We start from the raw sequence: 17,245 nt of genomic DNA, 5'->3' as shown, positions 1-17,245 counted from the left end.
AATCTTCACATCATCCTTGATGATTTACTGACGAGAAGCACAAAGGACAATAACAAAAGCCTCCGTGAAGCGGGAGACTTTTTAATAAGTTCGGAAAGCAGATCACAAACAGTAAAAAAATAAACGTTTATAACTGCCAGATTATTTCATTATTCGCTGATTTCTTTAGGCGTTACACTATTGACAGGTAAATTCTTTGCAATGAGATAGCGATAAATCGCCGCACCAACACATGCCCCAATGATCGGTGCAATAATGGGTACAATGAAATAAGGAATATTGCGTCCACCAGTCATCGCAATTTCCCCCCAACCCGCAAACCAGGTGAAAATTTTAGGTCCAAAATCACGCGCTGGATTCATGGCAAAACCGGTTAATGGTCCGGTAGAAGCACCAATAACAGCAACCAGAATACCAATAAGTAAAGGCGCAAGCGGTCCTTTGGGTACGCCATTACCGTCATCGGTCAACGCCATAATCAACCCCATTAACATGGACGTTATGACCACTTCGACCAACGCAGCTTGCCATACATTAATCGCCGCTGCTGGATAAGTACTGAAGATACTGGCGAGTTGTAAACTTTCTGCGCTACCACGCACTATATTGTGAGCAGATTCAAAATCGATAAACAAACTGCTGTAGAGAGAATATGCCAGAACCGCACCACCAAAGGCACCCGCTAATTGCGCCACACAAAATGGCAGCACTTTACGGGCTGGGAAAGAGGCAAACAGCCACAGAGCAATGGTAACTGCCGGGTTGAGATGAGCGCCGGAAATACCTGCCGTAAGGTAAACAGCAAGCGAAATCCCTAACCCCCATATGATACAAATTTCCCACAGTCCCAGACTTGCCCCGGCAACTTTCAGGGCGCACAAACAACCAATGCCAAAAAAGAGGAACAGTCCGGTGCCCAAAAACTCGGCAACGCATTGCGCCTTGAGTGAATCATTCATAGTGACACCTTCTTTACGGAGTTTTTCTTTATCAGCCAACTATGCGCTGATTGTTGTGTATACCGAGCGCAACTATAAAAAATTGCTCTGCAGAAAATATTGCCAACATGCATGACAGACTCGTGTAAAAATCGTGCTAACATAACAAATTATTGTCATTGCCGAATCATGCAACACAGCTTTAATCAGTGTTGAAGTAATAATTTCCACCAAACTTTTACAATAAAAAATTGCCATCATGACATAATAAAATTGAAACAAATATCACAGTTCCTTCCTCGAACCAAACTCAACGAAATATTATTCGCGATTAAACTCACTAGCCAACGCAATTAATTCACATTGAAACATCCACAAAACAACCAATAAATTAACAACATATAGTTCATAAAAGCAATTTTATTATATTTGTTCTCTATTAATTTTTCTCATTAGCCGAGTAAGTCAGCCATTCTTTTTCCTCGCTTTTTTTTATAGTCATATCGTCAAAAAAATCCAGGCGAGGTCTTTATGCAACAAGAAGCGTTAGGAATGGTAGAAACCAAAGGCTTAACTGCCGCCATAGAGGCCGCAGATGCCATGGTGAAGTCGGCAAATGTTTTGCTGGTCGGCTACGAAAAAATAGGTTCCGGGCTGGTGACCGTCATCGTTCGTGGTGATGTCGGGGCGGTAAAAGCGGCAACAGACGCGGGTGCCGCAGCTGCGCGTAACGTCGGCGAAGTAAAAGCCGTACACGTTATTCCCCGCCCACATACCGATGTCGAAAAAATCTTACCAAAGGGAATTAACCCATGAGCAGCAATGAACTGGTCGAACAGATCATGGCGCAGGTCATCGCTCGCGTAGCGACGCCAGAGCATGAGGTTCTCCCGAAAACCACTCATCAAATACGAGAGACGGCTATGGCAGAAAAAAGCTGCACGTTAACAGAATTTGTTGGCACCGCTATTGGCGACACTGTAGGTCTGGTCATTGCGAACGTTGATAGCGCCCTGTTGGACGCGATGAAACTTGAAAAACGCTATCGTTCCATTGGCATTCTGGGGGCGCGTATTGGCGCAGGGCCACACATTATGGCCGCTGATGAAGCGGTAAAAGCCACCAACACTGAAGTTATTAGCATTGAACTTCCTCGCGATACTAAAGGCGGTGCCGGACACGGCTCATTGATCCTCTTAGGTGGCAACGATGTTTCCGACGTGAAACGCGGTATTGAAGTTGCCCTGAAAGAACTCGATCGGACCTTTGGTGATGTCTATGCCAACGAAGCCGGGCATCTTGAACTGCAATACACCGCCCGCGCCAGCTATGCACTGGAAAAAGCGTTTGGCGCTCCACTGGGACGGGCTTGCGGCGTTATTGTCGGCGCTCCGGCTGCGGTGGGTGTTCTGATGGCCGACACCGCGCTGAAGTCCGCCAATGTGGATGTCGTGGCATACAGCTCCCCCGCTCAAGGCACCAGCTACAGCAACGAAGTCATTCTGATTATCTCGGGTGACTCCGGCGCAGTCCGCCAGGCGGTCATCTCCGCACGCGCAATCGGTAAAACCGTGCTTTCGACTCTCGGCGATACACCGAAAAACGATCGCCCTTCCTACATCTGAATTCTCTGAGGCAGATTTATGAGATCGAAAAGATTTGAAGCACTGGCAAAACGCCCGGTCAACCAGGACGGTTTCGTTAAAGAGTGGATTGAAGAAGGCTTCATTGCGATGGAAAGCCCGAACGATCCTAAACCGTCAATCAAAATTGTTAACGGCGTCGTTACCGAACTGGATGGAAAACCCGCCAGTCAGTTTGACCTGATCGACCACTTTATCGCCCGCTACGGCATCAATCTCGCGCGCGCAGAAGAAGTCATCGCGATGGATTCGGTAAAACTTGCCAATATGTTGTGCGATCCAAATGTCAAACGTAGCGATATCGTTCCCCTTACCACAGCAATGACGCCTGCAAAAATCGTCGAAGTGGTTTCGCAGATGAACGTGGTAGAGATGATGATGGCGATGCAGAAAATGCGCGCCCGTCGAACACCATCACAACAGGCTCACGTCACCAACATCAAAGATAACCCGGTACAAATTGCCGCCGACGCAGCTGAAGGCGCATGGCGCGGGTTTGATGAACAGGAAACCACTGTTGCCGTTGCTCGCTATGCACCGTTCAACGCCATCGCCCTGCTGGTCGGCTCACAGGTGGGACGTCCGGGCGTCTTGACCCAGTGTTCACTGGAAGAAGCCACCGAACTGAAACTCGGTATGTTAGGCCACACCTGTTACGCCGAAACAATTTCTGTCTATGGTACAGAACCTGTTTTCACCGATGGCGATGATACCCCGTGGTCAAAAGGATTTCTCGCGTCATCCTATGCTTCTCGCGGCTTAAAAATGCGCTTTACTTCCGGCTCCGGCTCTGAAGTACAGATGGGTTACGCGGAAGGCAAATCAATGCTTTATCTCGAGGCTCGATGCATTTACATCACCAAAGCCGCAGGCGTTCAGGGTCTGCAGAATGGTTCGGTAAGCTGCATCGGTGTTCCATCAGCTGTGCCATCAGGCATCCGCGCAGTATTAGCGGAAAACTTAATTTGCTCATCGCTGGATCTGGAATGCGCCTCCAGTAATGACCAGACCTTTACCCACTCGGATATGCGCCGTACCGCACGTTTCCTGATGCAATTTCTGCCGGGTACCGACTTTATCTCGTCCGGTTTTTCCGCTGTGCCGAACTACGACAACATGTTTGCTGGTTCAAACGAAGATGCTGAAGACTTCGATGATTACAACGTCATTCAGCGTGACCTGAAGGTTGATGGCGGGCTGCGACCAGTACGCGAAGAAGATGTTATCGCAATCCGCAATAAAGCCGCTCGCGCTTTACAGGCTGTCTTTGCCGGTATGGGACTACCGCCAATTACCGATGAAGAAGTCGAAGCGGCAACCTATGCCCACGGTTCGAAAGATATGCCTGAGCGCAATATTGTGGAAGACATCAAGTTCGCCCAGGAGATTATCAATAAAAACCGTAACAGCCTGGAAGTGGTGAAAGCCCTGGCGCAAGGCGGTTTTACCGATGTCGCCCAGGACATGCTCAACATGCAAAAAGCAAAACTGACCGGCGATTATCTCCATACCTCAGCCATCATCGTCGATGACGGACAAGTGCTCTCAGCGGTCAATGACATCAATGATTACGCCGGACCAGCTACAGGTTACCGCCTGCAAGGGGAACGCTGGGAAGAGATCAAAAATATTCCCGGTGCACTTGATCCCAACGAAATTGACTAAGGGTGAGAAATGGAAATTAACGAAAAATTACTGCGTCAGATTATCGAAGGCGTGCTGGCAGAAATGCAAACCAGCGACAAGTCCGTTTCATTTCGTGCACCTGTCTCTGCAACTGTCTCTTCAGTGCCAGATACCGGAAATTTTCTGACCGAAATTGGCGAAGCCCAACAAGGCACTCAGCAAGATGAAGTCATTATTGCTGTAGGCCCGGCGTTCGGCCTGGCGCAAACCGTCAATATCATCGGTATTCCGCATAAAAACATTTTGCGCGAAGTGATTGCCGGTATCGAAGAAGAAGGCATTAAAGCCCGTGTGATTCGCTGCTTTAAATCGTCCGATGTCGCATTCGTAGCAGTCGAAGGCGATCGTCTTAGTGGTTCAGGTATTGCTATCGGTATTCAGTCGAAAGGCACAACGGTTATCCACCAGCAGGGACTTCCCCCCTTGTCTAACCTGGAACTTTTCCCACAAGCGCCTTTGTTGACGCTGGATACTTATCGTCAGATTGGCAAAAACGCCGCGCGTTATGCGAAGCGCGAGTCTCCACAACCGGTGCCGACCCTCAACGATCAAATGGCGCGACCGAAATACCAGGCCAAATCTGCCATTTTGCATATTAAAGAGACGAAGTACGTGGTCACTGGCAAAAAACCGCAAGAACTGCGCGTGACGTTTTAACAAAGGAAACCTTCATGAATACCGATGCAATTGAGTCGATGGTCAGGGACGTGTTGAACCGCATGAACAGTTTACAGGGTGCAGCTCCTGTTTCTGCGGTCCCCAGCGCGTCAATACAGAGCGCCAAAGTGACGGATTACCCGCTGGCAAATAAACATCCGGAATGGGTTAAAACAGCAACCAATAAAACGCTCGACGATTTCACTCTGGAAAATGTGCTCAGCGATAACGTCACCGCCCAGGATATGCGCATTACCCCTGAAACATTGCGTATTCAGGCCGCGATTGCCAGAGATGCTGGTCGCGATCGCCTGGCGATGAATTTCGAACGCGCCGCTGAGCTTACCTCAGTACCGGATGATCGCATCCTCGAAATCTACAATGCGTTACGCCCTTATCGTTCGACTAAGCAAGAACTTATTGCCATTGCTGACGATCTTGAACGGCGTTATCAGGCCAAAATTTGTGCTGCATTTGTCCGTGAAGCTGCGGAACTTTATGTCGAGCGCAAAAAACTGAAAGGCGACGATTAAGGACGAACTATGCGATATGACGATTAAGGACGAACTATGCGATATATAGCAGGCATTGATATCGGCAACTCATCAACAGAGGTTGCGCTGGCAACGCTCAGTGCAACTGGAGAGTTGTCGTTCGTGAGTAGCGCCCTGGCGGAAACCACCGGAATTAAAGGTACGTTGCGTAACGTCCATGGTATTCAGGAGGCGCTCGCACAGGCAACGAAAAAAGTCGGCATCAATGTTAGCGATATTTCGCTTATTCGTATCAACGAAGCAACTCCGGTCATTGGTGATGTGGCGATGGAAACCATCACTGAAACTATCATCACCGAATCAACCATGATCGGTCACAACCCGAAAACGCCGGGCGGAGTGGGGCTGGGCGTAGGGCTCACCATCACTCCGCAAGAGTTATTAACATGCCCGGCGGACACACCCTACATTCTGGTGGTGTCATCGGCATTTGATTTTGCCGATATCGCAACAATGATAAACGCCTCCGTACGCGCCGGATATCAGCTGACTGGCGTTATTCTGCAACGCGACGATGGCGTACTGGTCAATAACCGCCTGGAAATTCCTCTCCCTATTGTTGATGAAGTCCTCTACATCGATCGTATTCCGCTCGGCATGCTGGCTGCGATTGAAGTTGCCGTTCCCGGGAAAGTTATCGAAACCCTGTCTAACCCGTATGGGATTGCCACCGTTTTCGCCCTCAATGCTGAAGAGACTAAAAATATTGTTCCTGTCGCGCGGGCGCTAATCGGCAACCGTTCAGCAGTGGTAGTGAAAACGCCTTCTGGCGACGTTAAAGCCCGTTCGATACCCGCCGGAAATATCGAACTGCTTTCTGCCGGGCGCACAACGCGGGTTGATGTAGCTGCTGGTGCCGATGCCATTATGAAAGCGGTCGGTGAGTGCCCAAAACTGGAAAACGTGACGGGAGAACCTGGCTCCAACATCGGCGGAATGCTGGAACATGTTCGCCAGACCATGGCTGAACTGACCAACAAACCCAGCCACGAAATTTTTATTCAGGATTTGCTGGCGATAGATACCTCTGTCCCCGTCAACGTAACCGGTGGTCTGGCAGGTGAATTTTCACTGGAACAGGCTGTGGGTATTGCCTCTATGGTGAAATCCGACCGTCTGCAAATGGCGATGATCGCCAGTGAAATTAAGCAAAAACTGCATGTTGATGTTCAGGTCGGAGGCGCAGAAGCAGAAGCCGCCATTCAAGGGGCCTTGACTACCCCTGGAACCACACGTCCACTGGCAATTCTGGACTTAGGTGCAGGCTCTACCGATGCCTCCATCATCAATCAGAAAGGGGAAATTGTTGCCACTCACCTTGCGGGTGCGGGCGACATGGTAACGATGATTATCGTTCGTGAGCTGGGCTTAAATGATCGTTATCTGGCAGAAGAAATCAAAAAGTACCCGTTGGCAAAAGTAGAAAGCCTGTTCCACTTACGCCATGAAGATGGCAGCGTTCAGTTCTTCCCTACTCCCCTATCCCCCTATGTATTTGCCCGCGTCTGTGTAGTGAAACCCGACGAACTGGTGCCTATTCCCGGTGATTTGACGCTGGAAAAAGTACGCGCTGTTCGTCGCAGTGCGAAAGAGCGTGTCTTCGTAACCAATGCCCTGCGCGCGCTACGTCAGGTAAGCCCTGCCGGAAATATTCGCGACATTCCGTTCGTCGTTCTGGTGGGCGGTTCTTCGCTGGATTTCGAAGTACCACAGTTAGTCACCGATGCATTGGCGCATTATCGACTGGTCGCCGGACGGGGGAATATCCGTGGTAGCGAAGGTCCGCGCAACGCGGTAGCTACTGGGCTACTCATCGCCTGGCACAAGGAGTCGATTCATGGAAAGTAAAGAGCGTGCACCAGCCATCGTCGTCATGGAGATCGGTAACTGCATCACTATATGGGATGAGGTGCTTCTTGGCATTGAAGAGGAAGGTATTCCCTTTCGCATTCAACACATTCCGTCAGGTGAAGTTATCGATAGCGCCTGGCTGGCTGCTCGTCAATCTCCCCTGTTGGTTGGCATTGCCTGCGATCAGGAAAAACTGATTGTGCATTACAAAAACTTACCACCATCAGCGCCACTGTTTACGCTGATGTATCAACAAGATAACCATGCCCGGCGCAGCATCGGCACTAACGCTGCCCGCCTGGTAAAAGGAATTCCCTTCCGGGAATTCCACTCATAATCCACAGGAGAAACGCAGTATGAACAACGCACTAGGACTGGTTGAAACAAAAGGGTTAGTTGGCGCAATTGAAGCTGCAGATGCCATGGTTAAATCCGCCAACGTGCAGCTGGTTGGCTATGAAAAGATTGGTTCGGGTCTGATTACGGTGATGGTCCGCGGTGATGTTGGTGCAGTAAAGGCCGCCGTGGATGCGGGGAGCGCTGCGGCAAGCGCAGTTGGCGAAGTGAAATCCTGCCATGTCATCCCGCGCCCACACAGTGATGTTGAGGCTATTTTACCTAAATCGGCATAACCCCATTTGCTAAGGAGCACAGCGTGAAGCAATCACTGGGATTACTTGAAGTCAGTGGTCTGGCACTCGCCATCAGTTGCGCAGATGCTATGGCAAAAGCCGCGTCCATCACGCTGGTTGGCCTTGAGAAGACCAATGGCTCAGGCTGGACGCTCATCAAAATCACCGGTGACGTCGCCTCGGTTAATGCGGCGATCGCGACGGGAGCCAGTTTCGCCGGACAGCGAAATGGCCTCGTCGCACACAAAGTGATTGCCCGTCCGGGAGACGGCATTCTGCCCCACACAACTAAAGCATTGACTGTGACGGTTGAAACAAGCGAAACACCAGCAACAACCGTCATCTCAGAGATTATCAGTTGTAATTTGTGTCTTGACCCGGCATGTCAGCGGCAAAAAGGTGAGCCCCGCTCACTTTGCCTGCACGCCAATAAGCGAGGGGAGTAACAGTGGATAAACAAACCTTGCAGGAAACAGTGAGCCAGATTCTGGATGAGATGCGCGAGCGCCCTATCCCTCTGGGTGTTTCCAGTCGTCATATTCATCTTTCAACAGCGGATTATTTGCGTCTTTTTCCTGAACAACCGATTAGCGAGAAAAAGCCGTTAATGCAACCTGGCCAATTCGCTGCTGAACAGGTTGTTACGCTGGAGGGACCAAAAGGTAAATTGCACAACGTTCGCTTGTTGGGGCCGCTACGCAATGCAAGCCAGGTGGAAATTTCCCGGACGGACGCCAGAACGTTAGGGATCACCGCCCCGCTACGCATGTCAGGCGATCTCAGCGGCACTCCAGGGATTCGTTTGGTAAGCCCATTTGCGGAACTGGAGATCACATCTGGCGTCATTGTCGCGCAACGGCATATTCATATGTCTCCGCTGGATGCCCTGATTTATGGCGTTACGCATGGCGATAAAGTGGCGGTTGCCATTGAAGGTGATGAGCGACGACTGATATTCGAAAACGTCGCTGTTCGCGTCTCTCCGGATATGCGTCTTGAAATGCATATTGATACCGATGAAGCCAACGCCGCAGGGGCTGATAGCCCTGACGTTTTTGCCACACTGGTGTCAGTGCCATGAATAACATGCTGATGCAACGTATTGTTGACGAAGTGGTTTTTCGCCTTAAACAACGTGCGGGAAAAACACTCGTGCTGACTGTTTTTCAACTGCGAGACGCCAGCGTTCAAGAGATAGTTCATCAGTATGCATCATTACAAATCCGATATGTCGATCTGCCGTTGTTACGACAACTTGCGGAGAACAAAACGTCAGATCGAGCAGCAATTCAGATACACGAAGCGTTAGCCTGGGGATTGCACATTCAATTGTCGTTGCAGCGTCATTTCCTGAACGCCATTGAATTGAAGACTCTCGCCCGTCTACCGCTAAGCTGGTGCGACGAGCAAGGGCAACCGATCTACCTTCATCGTGATCGACTTTTAAGTTATGCCGATATTGCACAGTTAAGCTCGGGAATACTGGTGTTACAGCGAAAATGTTGTGTGACCGCACTGGCTCGTGAAGCGGCAATTACCCGAAATATTCAGTTAATCAGGCAGGAGTAACCTATGCATCTGGCTCGAGTCACTGGCGCGGTAGTATCCACGCAAAAATCACCTTCTCTGATCGGGAAAAAACTGCTGCTGGTTCGCCGGGTCAGTGCTGACGGCGAACTGCCTCTCACGCCATTAACCGGCGACGAAGTTGCCGTTGATTCCGTCGGCGCAGGCGTTGGTGAGTTGGTACTCCTCAGCAGTGGTTCCAGCGCCAGACATGTGTTTTCCGGCCCTAACGAGGCCATCGACCTGGCAGTGGTCGGCATTGTCGATACGCTTTCGCGCTAAGGAGCTGAAAGATGGCAATTTATACCCGAACAGGTGATTCAGGAAGTACGTCTTTATTTACCGGACAGCGCGTCAGCAAAACTCATCTACGTGTCGAAACCTATGGCACGCTGGATGAACTGAACGCGACACTCAGTCTGTGTTATTGCGCCACCGCCATCGAAAGCCATCGCATCTTACTGGAAGCCATTCAACAACAGATATTTTGGTTTAGCGCCGAACTCGCCAGTGAAAGCGAACAGCCGTCAGCGCAGCAGCGTTACATCGGTACGGAAGAAATTGCCGCGCTGGAAAACGCGATCGATAGCGCAATGAACGCCGTCCCCCCGGTTCACAGCTTCATTCTGCCTGGTCGATGTGAAGCTGCAAGCCGCATGCATTTCGCCCGCACGGTGGCTCGACGGGCTGAAAGACGTCTGGTTGAACTGACAACAGAAACCACCGTCCGGAATGTTTTGCTGCACTATATCAACCGACTTTCCGATTGCCTGTATGCCCTCGCCCGCGTGGAAGACAACGTTGCTCATCAAAACCTGATGATTCAGGAAATCACAAAACGTTATCACGAAGCCAACCACACACCAGCATTGAAGGAACGCACAATGCCGCTCACTTTTCAGGATCTTCACCAGCTCATTCGTAGTGCGGCAATGCGCGCAGATGAACTGCATATTCCCGTTGTCATCAGCATTGTTGATGCCAACGGAACAGAAAGTGTTACCTGGCGGATGCCTGATGCCCTGTTGGTCAGCAGTGAACTGGCACCGAAAAAAGCCTGGACCGCCGTGGCGATGAAAACGGCAACCCACAAACTTGCTGATACCGTGCAACCCGGCGCGCCGCTTTACGGGCTCGAAAGCCATATGCAAGGCAAAGTCGTCACTTTTGGTGGCGGCTTCCCCCTCTGGCGTGACGGAAAATTGCTTGGCGGGCTTGGCATCAGCGGCGGTAGCGTTGAACAAGACATGGATATTGCCCAAAGCGCAATGGCGGCAATTAACGTGGGAGTAAACCAATGAATAACTCTGAATTAGAAACACTGATCCGCAATATTCTGCGTGAGCAGCTTGCCCCCGCTACGCAACGAGCGCAAAGAAACGCTATTTTCCAGACTGTTGATGAAGCGGTCTGCGCAGCGCACCAGGCCTTTTTACGCTTTCAACAGTGCCCGCTTAAAACCCGTAGCGCCATTATCAGCGCCATTCGCGAAGAATTAATGCCCCGCCTTACCGAACTGGCAGAAGAAAGCGCCAGTGAAACAGGGATGGGAAATAAAGAGGATAAGTATCTAAAGAACAAAGCAGCACTCAATAATACGCCAGGAATTGAAGATTTAACCACCACTGCACTAACCGGTGATGGTGGCATGGTTTTGTTTGAATACTCCCCGTTTGGGGTTATTGGCTCGGTCACGCCAAGCACCAACCCCACGGAAACCATCATTAACAACAGCATCAGCATGCTGGCAGCAGGTAATAGCGTCTACTTCAGTCCACACCCGGGAGCCAAATACGTTTCGTTAAAACTGATTACCACAATCGAAGACATCGCGTTTCGCTGTAGTGGCATTCACAACCTGATCGTTACCGTATCTGAACCGACCTTTGCCGCCACCGAACAGATGATGGCGCACCCTAAAATCAGCGTTCTGGCGATTACCGGCGGTCCGGGGATCGTCGCCATGGGAATGAAAAGTGGCAAGAAAGTGATTGGTGCCGGTGCGGGTAACCCTCCGTGCATCGTCGATGAAACGGCGGATATTGTGAAAGCCGCCGAAGATATCATCAACGGCGCTTCATTTGATTACAACCTGCCGTGTATCGCTGAAAAAAGCCTGATTGTCGTGGCATCAGTGGCAGAGTATTTAATTCAGCAGATGCAAAGTTTTGGCGCGCTTCTTCTTAACTATGAGCAAACGGAGAAATTGCGTGCAATTTGCCTGCCAGACGGTAGCGCCAACAAAAAACTGGTTGGGAAAAGCCCATCAGCCTTGCTGGAAGCGGCAGGCCTCCCTTTGCCCGCAAAAGCGCCGCGCCTACTGATTGCTGTTGTCGACGCCAATGATAGTTGGGTTACTTGTGAACAACTGATGCCAATGCTGCCCATTGTGAAGGTCAACGATTTTGATAGCGCTCTCGCCCTGGCGTTGAAAGTGGAAGACGGCTTGCACCACACGGCAATTATGCACTCGCAGAACGTCTCACGGCTCAACCTTGCCGCGCGCGTTATGCAAACCTCAATCTTTGTCAAAAACGGCCCCTCTTGGGCGGGTATTGGCGTCGGCGGCGAAGGCTTTACGACCTTTACTATTGCAACACCGACCGGAGAAGGGACAACGTCAGCACGGACTTTTGCCCGCTCACGACGCTGTGTGTTAACCAGCGGCTTTTCAATTCGCTAGAGAAACGGAAATGAATACTTTTTCACTGCAGACGCGTTTATACAGCGGACCAGGAAGTCTCAAGGTACTTAGCCGTTTCTCTCATAGACACATCTGGATTATTTGCGATGCCTTTCTGGCACACTCACCACTCATTGACACGTTGCATCAGGCGCTGCCAGACAGTAATCGTCTCAGTATTTTTAGCGAAATAACGCCCGACCCAACTATCCAGACCGTGGTGAAAGGCATTGCGCAAATGCAGACTTTACGCCCGGATGTGGTTATCGGTTTTGGCGGCGGTTCTGCCCTGGACGCCGCAAAAGCGATTGTCTGGTTTGGTCGCCAGTGTGGCATTGAAATTGAAACCTGCGTAGCCATTCCTACCACCAGCGGTACCGGTTCCGAAGTGACCAGTGCTTGTGTCATCAGCGATCCTGAGAAAGGGATTAAATATCCCCTTTTCGATAATGCACTTTATCCGGATATCGCGATCCTTGATCCATCTCTGGTCGTCAGCGTGCCACCGGCGATAACGGCCAATACCGGGATGGATGTTTTAACCCATGCGCTTGAAGCTTATGTTTCTCCTCGCGCCAGCGACTTCACGGATGCACTGGTCGAAAAAGCCGTGCAAATTGTTTTTCAATACCTGCCCACTGCAGTGAAGAAAGGCGATTGTCTCGCCACCCGTGGCAAAATGCATAATGCATCGACACTTGCAGGAATGGCCTTTAGCCAGGCTGGACTGGGATTAAACCATGCAATTGCTCATCAACTCGGCGGACAGTTTCATCTGCCACACGGCCTGGCGAATGCGCTCCTGCTCACGGCGGTTATCCGCTTTAATGCTGGCGATCCGCGCGCTGCCAAACGCTACGCCCGGCTGGCGAAAACGTGCCATTTATGCCCGGACAACGCCAATGACACCGCCAGCCTGAATGCACTTATTCAACATATTGAACAGCTTAAAACAACCTGTACGCTGCCGACTCTTACCAATGCGCTGAAAGAAAAAAAAGCAGAATGGTCAATACGCATACCAGATATGGTTCAGGCGGCACTGGCGGATGCAACGTTGCGTACCAACCCGCGTGCGGCTGATGCCTCCGCGATTGCAGAACTGCTCGAGGAGTTGTTATGAACGTCGAGTTAACCTCCTGCGACGACCAGACCATCCGCGAGCGAGTACAGGCAGCAGGTGTCGTGGGTGCTGGCGGGGCAGGTTTTCCAACCCATATTAAGCTACAAGCGCGTGTTGACACGTTCCTGGTGAATGCGGCGGAATGCGAACCCATGTTGAAAGTGGATCAACAGTTAATGGTGCAGCAAGCCAGCCGCCTGCTTCGCGGTGTTCACTATGCGATGAAAGCCACCGGGGCCAGTAGCGGAATCATCGCGCTGAAAGAGAAATATCAACGGGCAATAAACGCACTCACACCACTGTTACCACCGGATATCCGCCTGCATATTTTGCCCGATGTTTACCCCGCAGGAGACGAAGTGCTGACCATCTGGATGGCAACTGGTCGCCGCGTTCCACCCGCTGCATTACCCGTTAGCGTCGGTGTGGTGGTCAATAATGTTCAAACCGTACTTAATATTGCCAGAGCCGTCGAGCAACAGTATCCAGTGACGCGCCGCACACTCACTATTAATGGTGCAGTGGCGAAACCAATAACGGTAACCGTCCCCATCGGCATGTCTTTCCGTGAAGTCCTGGCGCTGGCGGGCGGCGCAACAGTAGATGCTCCTGGTTTTATCAATGGCGGGCCGATGATGGGAAGTTTGATCACATCGCTCGACACACCCGTCAGCAAAACCACTGGCGGCTTGCTGGTTTTACCCAACTCTCATTCACTGATCCAACGTCGAATGCAGAATGACCGCAGCGTACTTACCGTCGCGAAAACTGTTTGTGAGCAATGCCGCTTGTGTACCGATCTCTGCCCACGTCATTTAGTCGGTCACGAACTGGCCCCCCATTTATTAGTACGTGCGGTTAACTACCAACAGCTCGCTACGCCACAACTGTTACTGACGGCGCTCACCTGTTCGGAGTGCAACGTCTGCGCCAGCGTCGCCTGTCCGGTAGGAATTTTACCAATGCGCATAAACCGCCTGCTTAAGCAGGAATTACGCGCACAAAATCTCCGCTACGAAGGTGCCTTAAATCCTGCAGATCCCTTGGCAAATTATCGACTGGTTCCCGTAAAACGGCTGGTAACCAGACTGGGCTTAACCCCGTGGTATCAGGATGCGCCATTGTCTGAACAGGTGCCTCAGCCCGAAAAAGTGACGTTATTGTTACGCCAGCACATCGGTGCCAGCGCAATTGCGTGTGTACAAAAAGGCGATCGCGTCGTTCATGGGCAATGTGTAGGTCAAATTCCACACGGCACATTAGGTGCCCCCATTCATGCCAGTATTGATGGCATGGTCAGCGATGTGACAGAAAACGCGATTACGCTTGTGAGAGGTTAACGATGTCGAAAGCGGTAGGTATTTTAGAACTTAGCAGTATCGCGAAAGGGATGGAAACCGGCGACGCCATGCTGAAAAGCGCCAACGTTGAGTTACTGGTCAGCAAAACGCTATGCCCCGGAAAATTTCTGCTGATGCTCGGTGGCGATGTGGGCGCGGTGCAACAGGCCATCAACAGCGGTGCTTCCCTTGCTGGTGAAATGCTGGTCGACAGTCTTGTCCTGCCGAATATTCATCCCAGTCTCCTTTCTGCAATCAGCGGACTGAACCAAGTTGAACAGCACCGGGCTGTCGGCGTAGTCGAAACCTGGAGTGTCGCCGCCTGCATTGACGCTGCCGATTGTGCTGTCAAAGCTGCGAATGTCATTCTTGTTCGCGTGCATATGGCTTTTGGCATTGGCGGTAAATGCTACATGGTGGTTGCTGGCGATATTTCAGATGTTAATAACGCGGTCTCTGTCGCCAGCGAGCGTGCGGGAGAAAAAGGTTTGTTGGTCTATCGGTCGGTGATTGCCCGTCCACATGAAGCCATGTGGCGTCAGATGGTGGAGGGATAATGACAACTCAGCACACAACTGAACGGATGATTCAGGAATATGTCCCTGGTAAGCAGGTCACGCTGGCACATGTCATCGCCAATCCAGGGAAGGATCTGTTTAAGAAATTGGGTTTACCAGACACCGTTTCTGCTATTGGCATTCTGACGATTACCCCCAGCGAAGCATCTATCATCGCATGCGATATCGCCACAAAATCAGGCGCTGTAGAGATCGGTTTTCTTGATCGTTTTACCGGTGCCGTAGTGCTGACTGGTGATGTTTCTGCCATTGAATATGCACTTAGCCAGGTTACCCGTACGCTGGGTGAAATGATGCGCTTTACCACCTGCCCCATTACGCGGACCTGACGTTATGCAACGTATGATGCTTATCGGCCCCAGCCAGTGCGGAAAAACGTCACTCACGCAATGTCTGCGTGGCGAAAATATCCATTATCAGAAAACGCAGGCAATCGTCTGGTCCCCGACCACCATTGATACACCAGGCGAATACCTCGAAAACCGCAGCCTCTACAGTGCATTGTTGGTCAGTGCCTGCGAAGCAGACATTATCGCGCTGGTACTTAATGCGGACGCACCGTGGTCACCTTTTTCGCCAGGCTTTACCTCGTCAATGAATCGCCCGGTCATTGGAGTAGTAACCAAAGCAGATTTAGCCAGTATGGAACAAATATCTTTGGTGAAATGTTGGTTACGGGAAGCTGGAGCGCACAACGTGTTAGTAACCAGTGCGGTTAATAACAATGGAGTTACAGAAGTTTTTGCCTTGCTGCATACAGAAGAAGGCTGTCGCTAATTTCGATAGGTTCTCAGATGAGAATGATGACGGTGATACACAGATAAGAATCAATGAGCAATGAGGGTTGCCGGGCAACCCTCATTGAATAAAACAGGAATTACTTCGCTTCGCCGTTTTTCATTTCGCCCATAGCTTTCAGCTTTTTGGAGATATCGCGGCGTTCTTTGGAGAGCTCGGCATTTTTGATGATGTAATCGTCAACGCGATCTTCATAGTCACCTTTCATGCTGGCGATGATGCCCTGGATTGCTTCAACGCTCATCCCTGGCTTGATGTAATCGCTCAGGTTGTCCAGCAACAGGACGCGCTTCTGGTTGTCACGGATCTTTTTCTCAACGTCCTGAATTTCACGTTGCAGTTTGTTCTTACGACGGAACAGACGAACAAATTCCAGTACGTCCTGGAATGAAGGCTTGGTAGTTTCCATTTTTATACCCCTGATAATGTGAGAGTCGGATTCGTTTAAGCAACCGCTATTCGTTAGGGCCAACATTACTCATAGCTGCCGCAGATGACAATGCTTTTATCCCTTTTCACTATCATACCCTTTATCCTTGCTGAATCGAAGCAGCAGCAAGATGATTCTGAAGTTCAGGAATTATTTGCGCAAGGCCCGGCAAATCAGATTCGATAGCAACTCAAGCTGATGTGCCGTTTCCATGTTCAGCCACACATAACCATAGATTGGTGTTTCTACGACTTTCAGGTCATGGTGGTTATCGAGCAACTGACGCAACTCTTCCACAGCATCGTTCAATTTTTCCGTATTGGCAAAAACCGGCTGCGGATTACCTTCGTACAGCGCATGAACAAGGCTCAGCAGTATTTGCTGCATCATGTGCTGGGTATCACGAAGTTTTTGCGCGTTCAATAACACGAAATGGCTGGGGCGCGTGGCCCAGTATGCATTGATTTGCAACTCCAGCATACAAACCAGATTGCGATTAATGGTCTGGATACCTTCATATATCGATTTGGGAATACGGGTTTCTTTGCTGGCGGGCGCAATCAGCCCACGCATTTTCACGGCATCGGTCAGCAGTTTTTGTAGATGGCTTTCCAGACGTGGGCGTTCGAGTAAGTTCGGTGAGAATGCAGATTGATAGATACTGTTATGGCCTGCAAGTTTTTTCCTGGTCCGGTTTCCCGGATTGCAGGCATGCCAGACACAGCGCCGTCAGGCGCTGTTGTTTCATCCCTTCCGCGATTTTTAC

The 17,245-nt window shown here is 50.6% G+C and carries 21 protein-coding genes and 1 pseudogene; 19 read left to right on the top strand and 3 right to left on the bottom strand.

The features are described from left to right. Positions 1-149 precede the first annotated feature (149 nt). Complete coding sequence (gene pduF, locus ACJHYW_RS23610; RefSeq protein WP_061092880.1) at positions 150-959, bottom strand: propanediol diffusion facilitator PduF; 810 nt, start codon at positions 957-959, stop codon at positions 150-152. 510 nt (positions 960-1,469) lie between these two features. Here pduF and pduA point away from each other — a divergent pair. The 19 genes from pduA to ACJHYW_RS23515 are packed head-to-tail and all read left to right on the top strand — an operon-like array spanning position 1,470 to position 16,028. Then, entirely contained in the window at positions 1,470-1,754 is a 285-nt protein-coding gene (gene pduA / locus ACJHYW_RS23605) for a propanediol utilization microcompartment protein PduA (protein WP_001183614.1), read from the top strand. Next, positions 1,751-2,563 carry a propanediol utilization microcompartment protein PduB gene (gene pduB / locus ACJHYW_RS23600; RefSeq protein ID WP_061092879.1) on the top strand — a complete coding sequence of 271 codons (813 nt, stop codon included), beginning with the start codon at positions 1,751-1,753 and terminating at the stop codon, positions 2,561-2,563. The genes pduA and pduB overlap by 4 nt, the downstream gene beginning before the upstream one ends. Before the next feature lie 18 nt (positions 2,564-2,581). Beyond that, positions 2,582-4,246, top strand: a complete 1,665-nt coding sequence (gene pduC / locus ACJHYW_RS23595; protein WP_001256910.1) for a propanediol dehydratase large subunit PduC — start codon at positions 2,582-2,584, stop codon at positions 4,244-4,246. Positions 4,247-4,255: 9 nt separating this feature from the next. After that, a complete protein-coding gene (locus ACJHYW_RS23590; RefSeq protein WP_001592196.1) occupies positions 4,256-4,924 on the top strand; it encodes a propanediol/glycerol family dehydratase medium subunit in 669 nt (222 codons plus the stop codon). A 14-nt stretch (positions 4,925-4,938) separates the two neighbouring features. Further along, the gene (gene pduE / locus ACJHYW_RS23585) at positions 4,939-5,457 is read left to right on the top strand and encodes a propanediol dehydratase small subunit PduE (protein ID WP_061092878.1); all 519 of its coding nucleotides are present in this window, start codon (positions 4,939-4,941) and stop codon (positions 5,455-5,457) included. A 36-nt stretch (positions 5,458-5,493) separates the two neighbouring features. Beyond that, entirely contained in the window at positions 5,494-7,326 is a 1,833-nt protein-coding gene (locus tag ACJHYW_RS23580) for a diol dehydratase reactivase subunit alpha (protein ID WP_061092877.1), read from the top strand. Beyond that, positions 7,316-7,666, top strand: coding sequence for a glycerol dehydratase reactivase beta/small subunit family protein (locus ACJHYW_RS23575; RefSeq protein WP_000444015.1), 351 nt, complete (start codon positions 7,316-7,318; stop codon positions 7,664-7,666). Before ACJHYW_RS23580 ends, ACJHYW_RS23575 begins: the two co-directional genes overlap by 11 nt. 19 nt (positions 7,667-7,685) lie before the next feature. Then, positions 7,686-7,961 carry a propanediol utilization microcompartment protein PduJ gene (gene pduJ, locus ACJHYW_RS23570; RefSeq protein WP_001057752.1) on the top strand — a complete coding sequence of 92 codons (276 nt, stop codon included), beginning with the start codon at positions 7,686-7,688 and terminating at the stop codon, positions 7,959-7,961. 23 nt (positions 7,962-7,984) lie between these two features. After that, the gene (locus ACJHYW_RS23565; RefSeq protein WP_052893576.1) at positions 7,985-8,407 is read left to right on the top strand and encodes a BMC domain-containing protein; all 423 of its coding nucleotides are present in this window, start codon (positions 7,985-7,987) and stop codon (positions 8,405-8,407) included. A gap of 2 nt (positions 8,408-8,409) precedes the next feature. Continuing rightward, entirely contained in the window at positions 8,410-9,042 is a 633-nt protein-coding gene (locus ACJHYW_RS23560; protein WP_061092876.1) for a phosphate propanoyltransferase, read from the top strand. Then, on the top strand, positions 9,039-9,530 hold the full coding sequence (gene pduM, locus ACJHYW_RS23555; RefSeq protein WP_001061900.1) for a microcompartment protein PduM: 492 nt from the start codon (positions 9,039-9,041) through the stop codon (positions 9,528-9,530). The genes ACJHYW_RS23560 and pduM overlap by 4 nt, the downstream gene beginning before the upstream one ends. Positions 9,531-9,533: 3 nt before the next feature. Further along, entirely contained in the window at positions 9,534-9,809 is a 276-nt protein-coding gene (pduN, locus tag ACJHYW_RS23550; RefSeq protein WP_000549827.1) for a propanediol utilization microcompartment protein PduN, read from the top strand. An 11-nt stretch (positions 9,810-9,820) separates the two neighbouring features. Then, entirely contained in the window at positions 9,821-10,828 is a 1,008-nt protein-coding gene (gene pduO / locus ACJHYW_RS23545; RefSeq protein ID WP_001029513.1) for a two-domain cob(I)yrinic acid a,c-diamide adenosyltransferase PduO, read from the top strand. Continuing rightward, positions 10,825-12,210 (top strand): CoA-acylating propionaldehyde dehydrogenase PduP, encoded by a 1,386-nt coding sequence (gene pduP, locus ACJHYW_RS23540; RefSeq protein WP_061092875.1) that lies wholly within the window; start codon positions 10,825-10,827, stop codon positions 12,208-12,210. The genes pduO and pduP overlap by 4 nt, the downstream gene beginning before the upstream one ends. Before the next feature lie 10 nt (positions 12,211-12,220). Continuing rightward, the gene (locus tag ACJHYW_RS23535; RefSeq protein WP_061092874.1) at positions 12,221-13,333 is read left to right on the top strand and encodes a 1-propanol dehydrogenase PduQ; all 1,113 of its coding nucleotides are present in this window, start codon (positions 12,221-12,223) and stop codon (positions 13,331-13,333) included. After that, entirely contained in the window at positions 13,330-14,673 is a 1,344-nt protein-coding gene (locus ACJHYW_RS23530; RefSeq protein WP_061092873.1) for a 4Fe-4S dicluster domain-containing protein, read from the top strand. Before ACJHYW_RS23535 ends, ACJHYW_RS23530 begins: the two co-directional genes overlap by 4 nt. Positions 14,674-14,675: 2 nt before the next feature. Beyond that, positions 14,676-15,230 carry a propanediol utilization microcompartment protein PduT gene (gene pduT / locus ACJHYW_RS23525; RefSeq protein WP_061092872.1) on the top strand — a complete coding sequence of 185 codons (555 nt, stop codon included), beginning with the start codon at positions 14,676-14,678 and terminating at the stop codon, positions 15,228-15,230. After that, positions 15,230-15,580: a propanediol utilization microcompartment protein PduU gene (pduU, locus tag ACJHYW_RS23520; protein WP_001524968.1), complete on the top strand. Its 351-nt coding sequence runs from the start codon at positions 15,230-15,232 to the stop codon at positions 15,578-15,580. Before pduT ends, pduU begins: the two co-directional genes overlap by 1 nt. 4 nt (positions 15,581-15,584) lie before the next feature. After that, entirely contained in the window at positions 15,585-16,028 is a 444-nt protein-coding gene (locus tag ACJHYW_RS23515; RefSeq protein ID WP_061092871.1) for a EutP/PduV family microcompartment system protein, read from the top strand. A gap of 100 nt (positions 16,029-16,128) precedes the next feature. On the opposite strand, the gene ACJHYW_RS23510 is transcribed toward ACJHYW_RS23515, so the two are convergent. Beyond that, the gene (locus tag ACJHYW_RS23510; RefSeq protein ID WP_000450409.1) at positions 16,129-16,458 is read right to left on the bottom strand and encodes a DUF496 family protein; all 330 of its coding nucleotides are present in this window, start codon (positions 16,456-16,458) and stop codon (positions 16,129-16,131) included. A 171-nt stretch (positions 16,459-16,629) separates the two neighbouring features. Then, positions 16,630-17,145: pseudogene (locus tag ACJHYW_RS23505) on the bottom strand (hypothetical protein); the annotation flags it as partial. Positions 17,146-17,245 lie beyond the last annotated feature (100 nt).

The organism is Escherichia sp. WS3063 (genome assembly GCF_046486595.1).
GTDB lineage: Bacteria > Pseudomonadota > Gammaproteobacteria > Enterobacterales > Enterobacteriaceae > Escherichia > Escherichia coli.
This window is presented reverse-complemented; position numbering and strand designations above follow the sequence as displayed.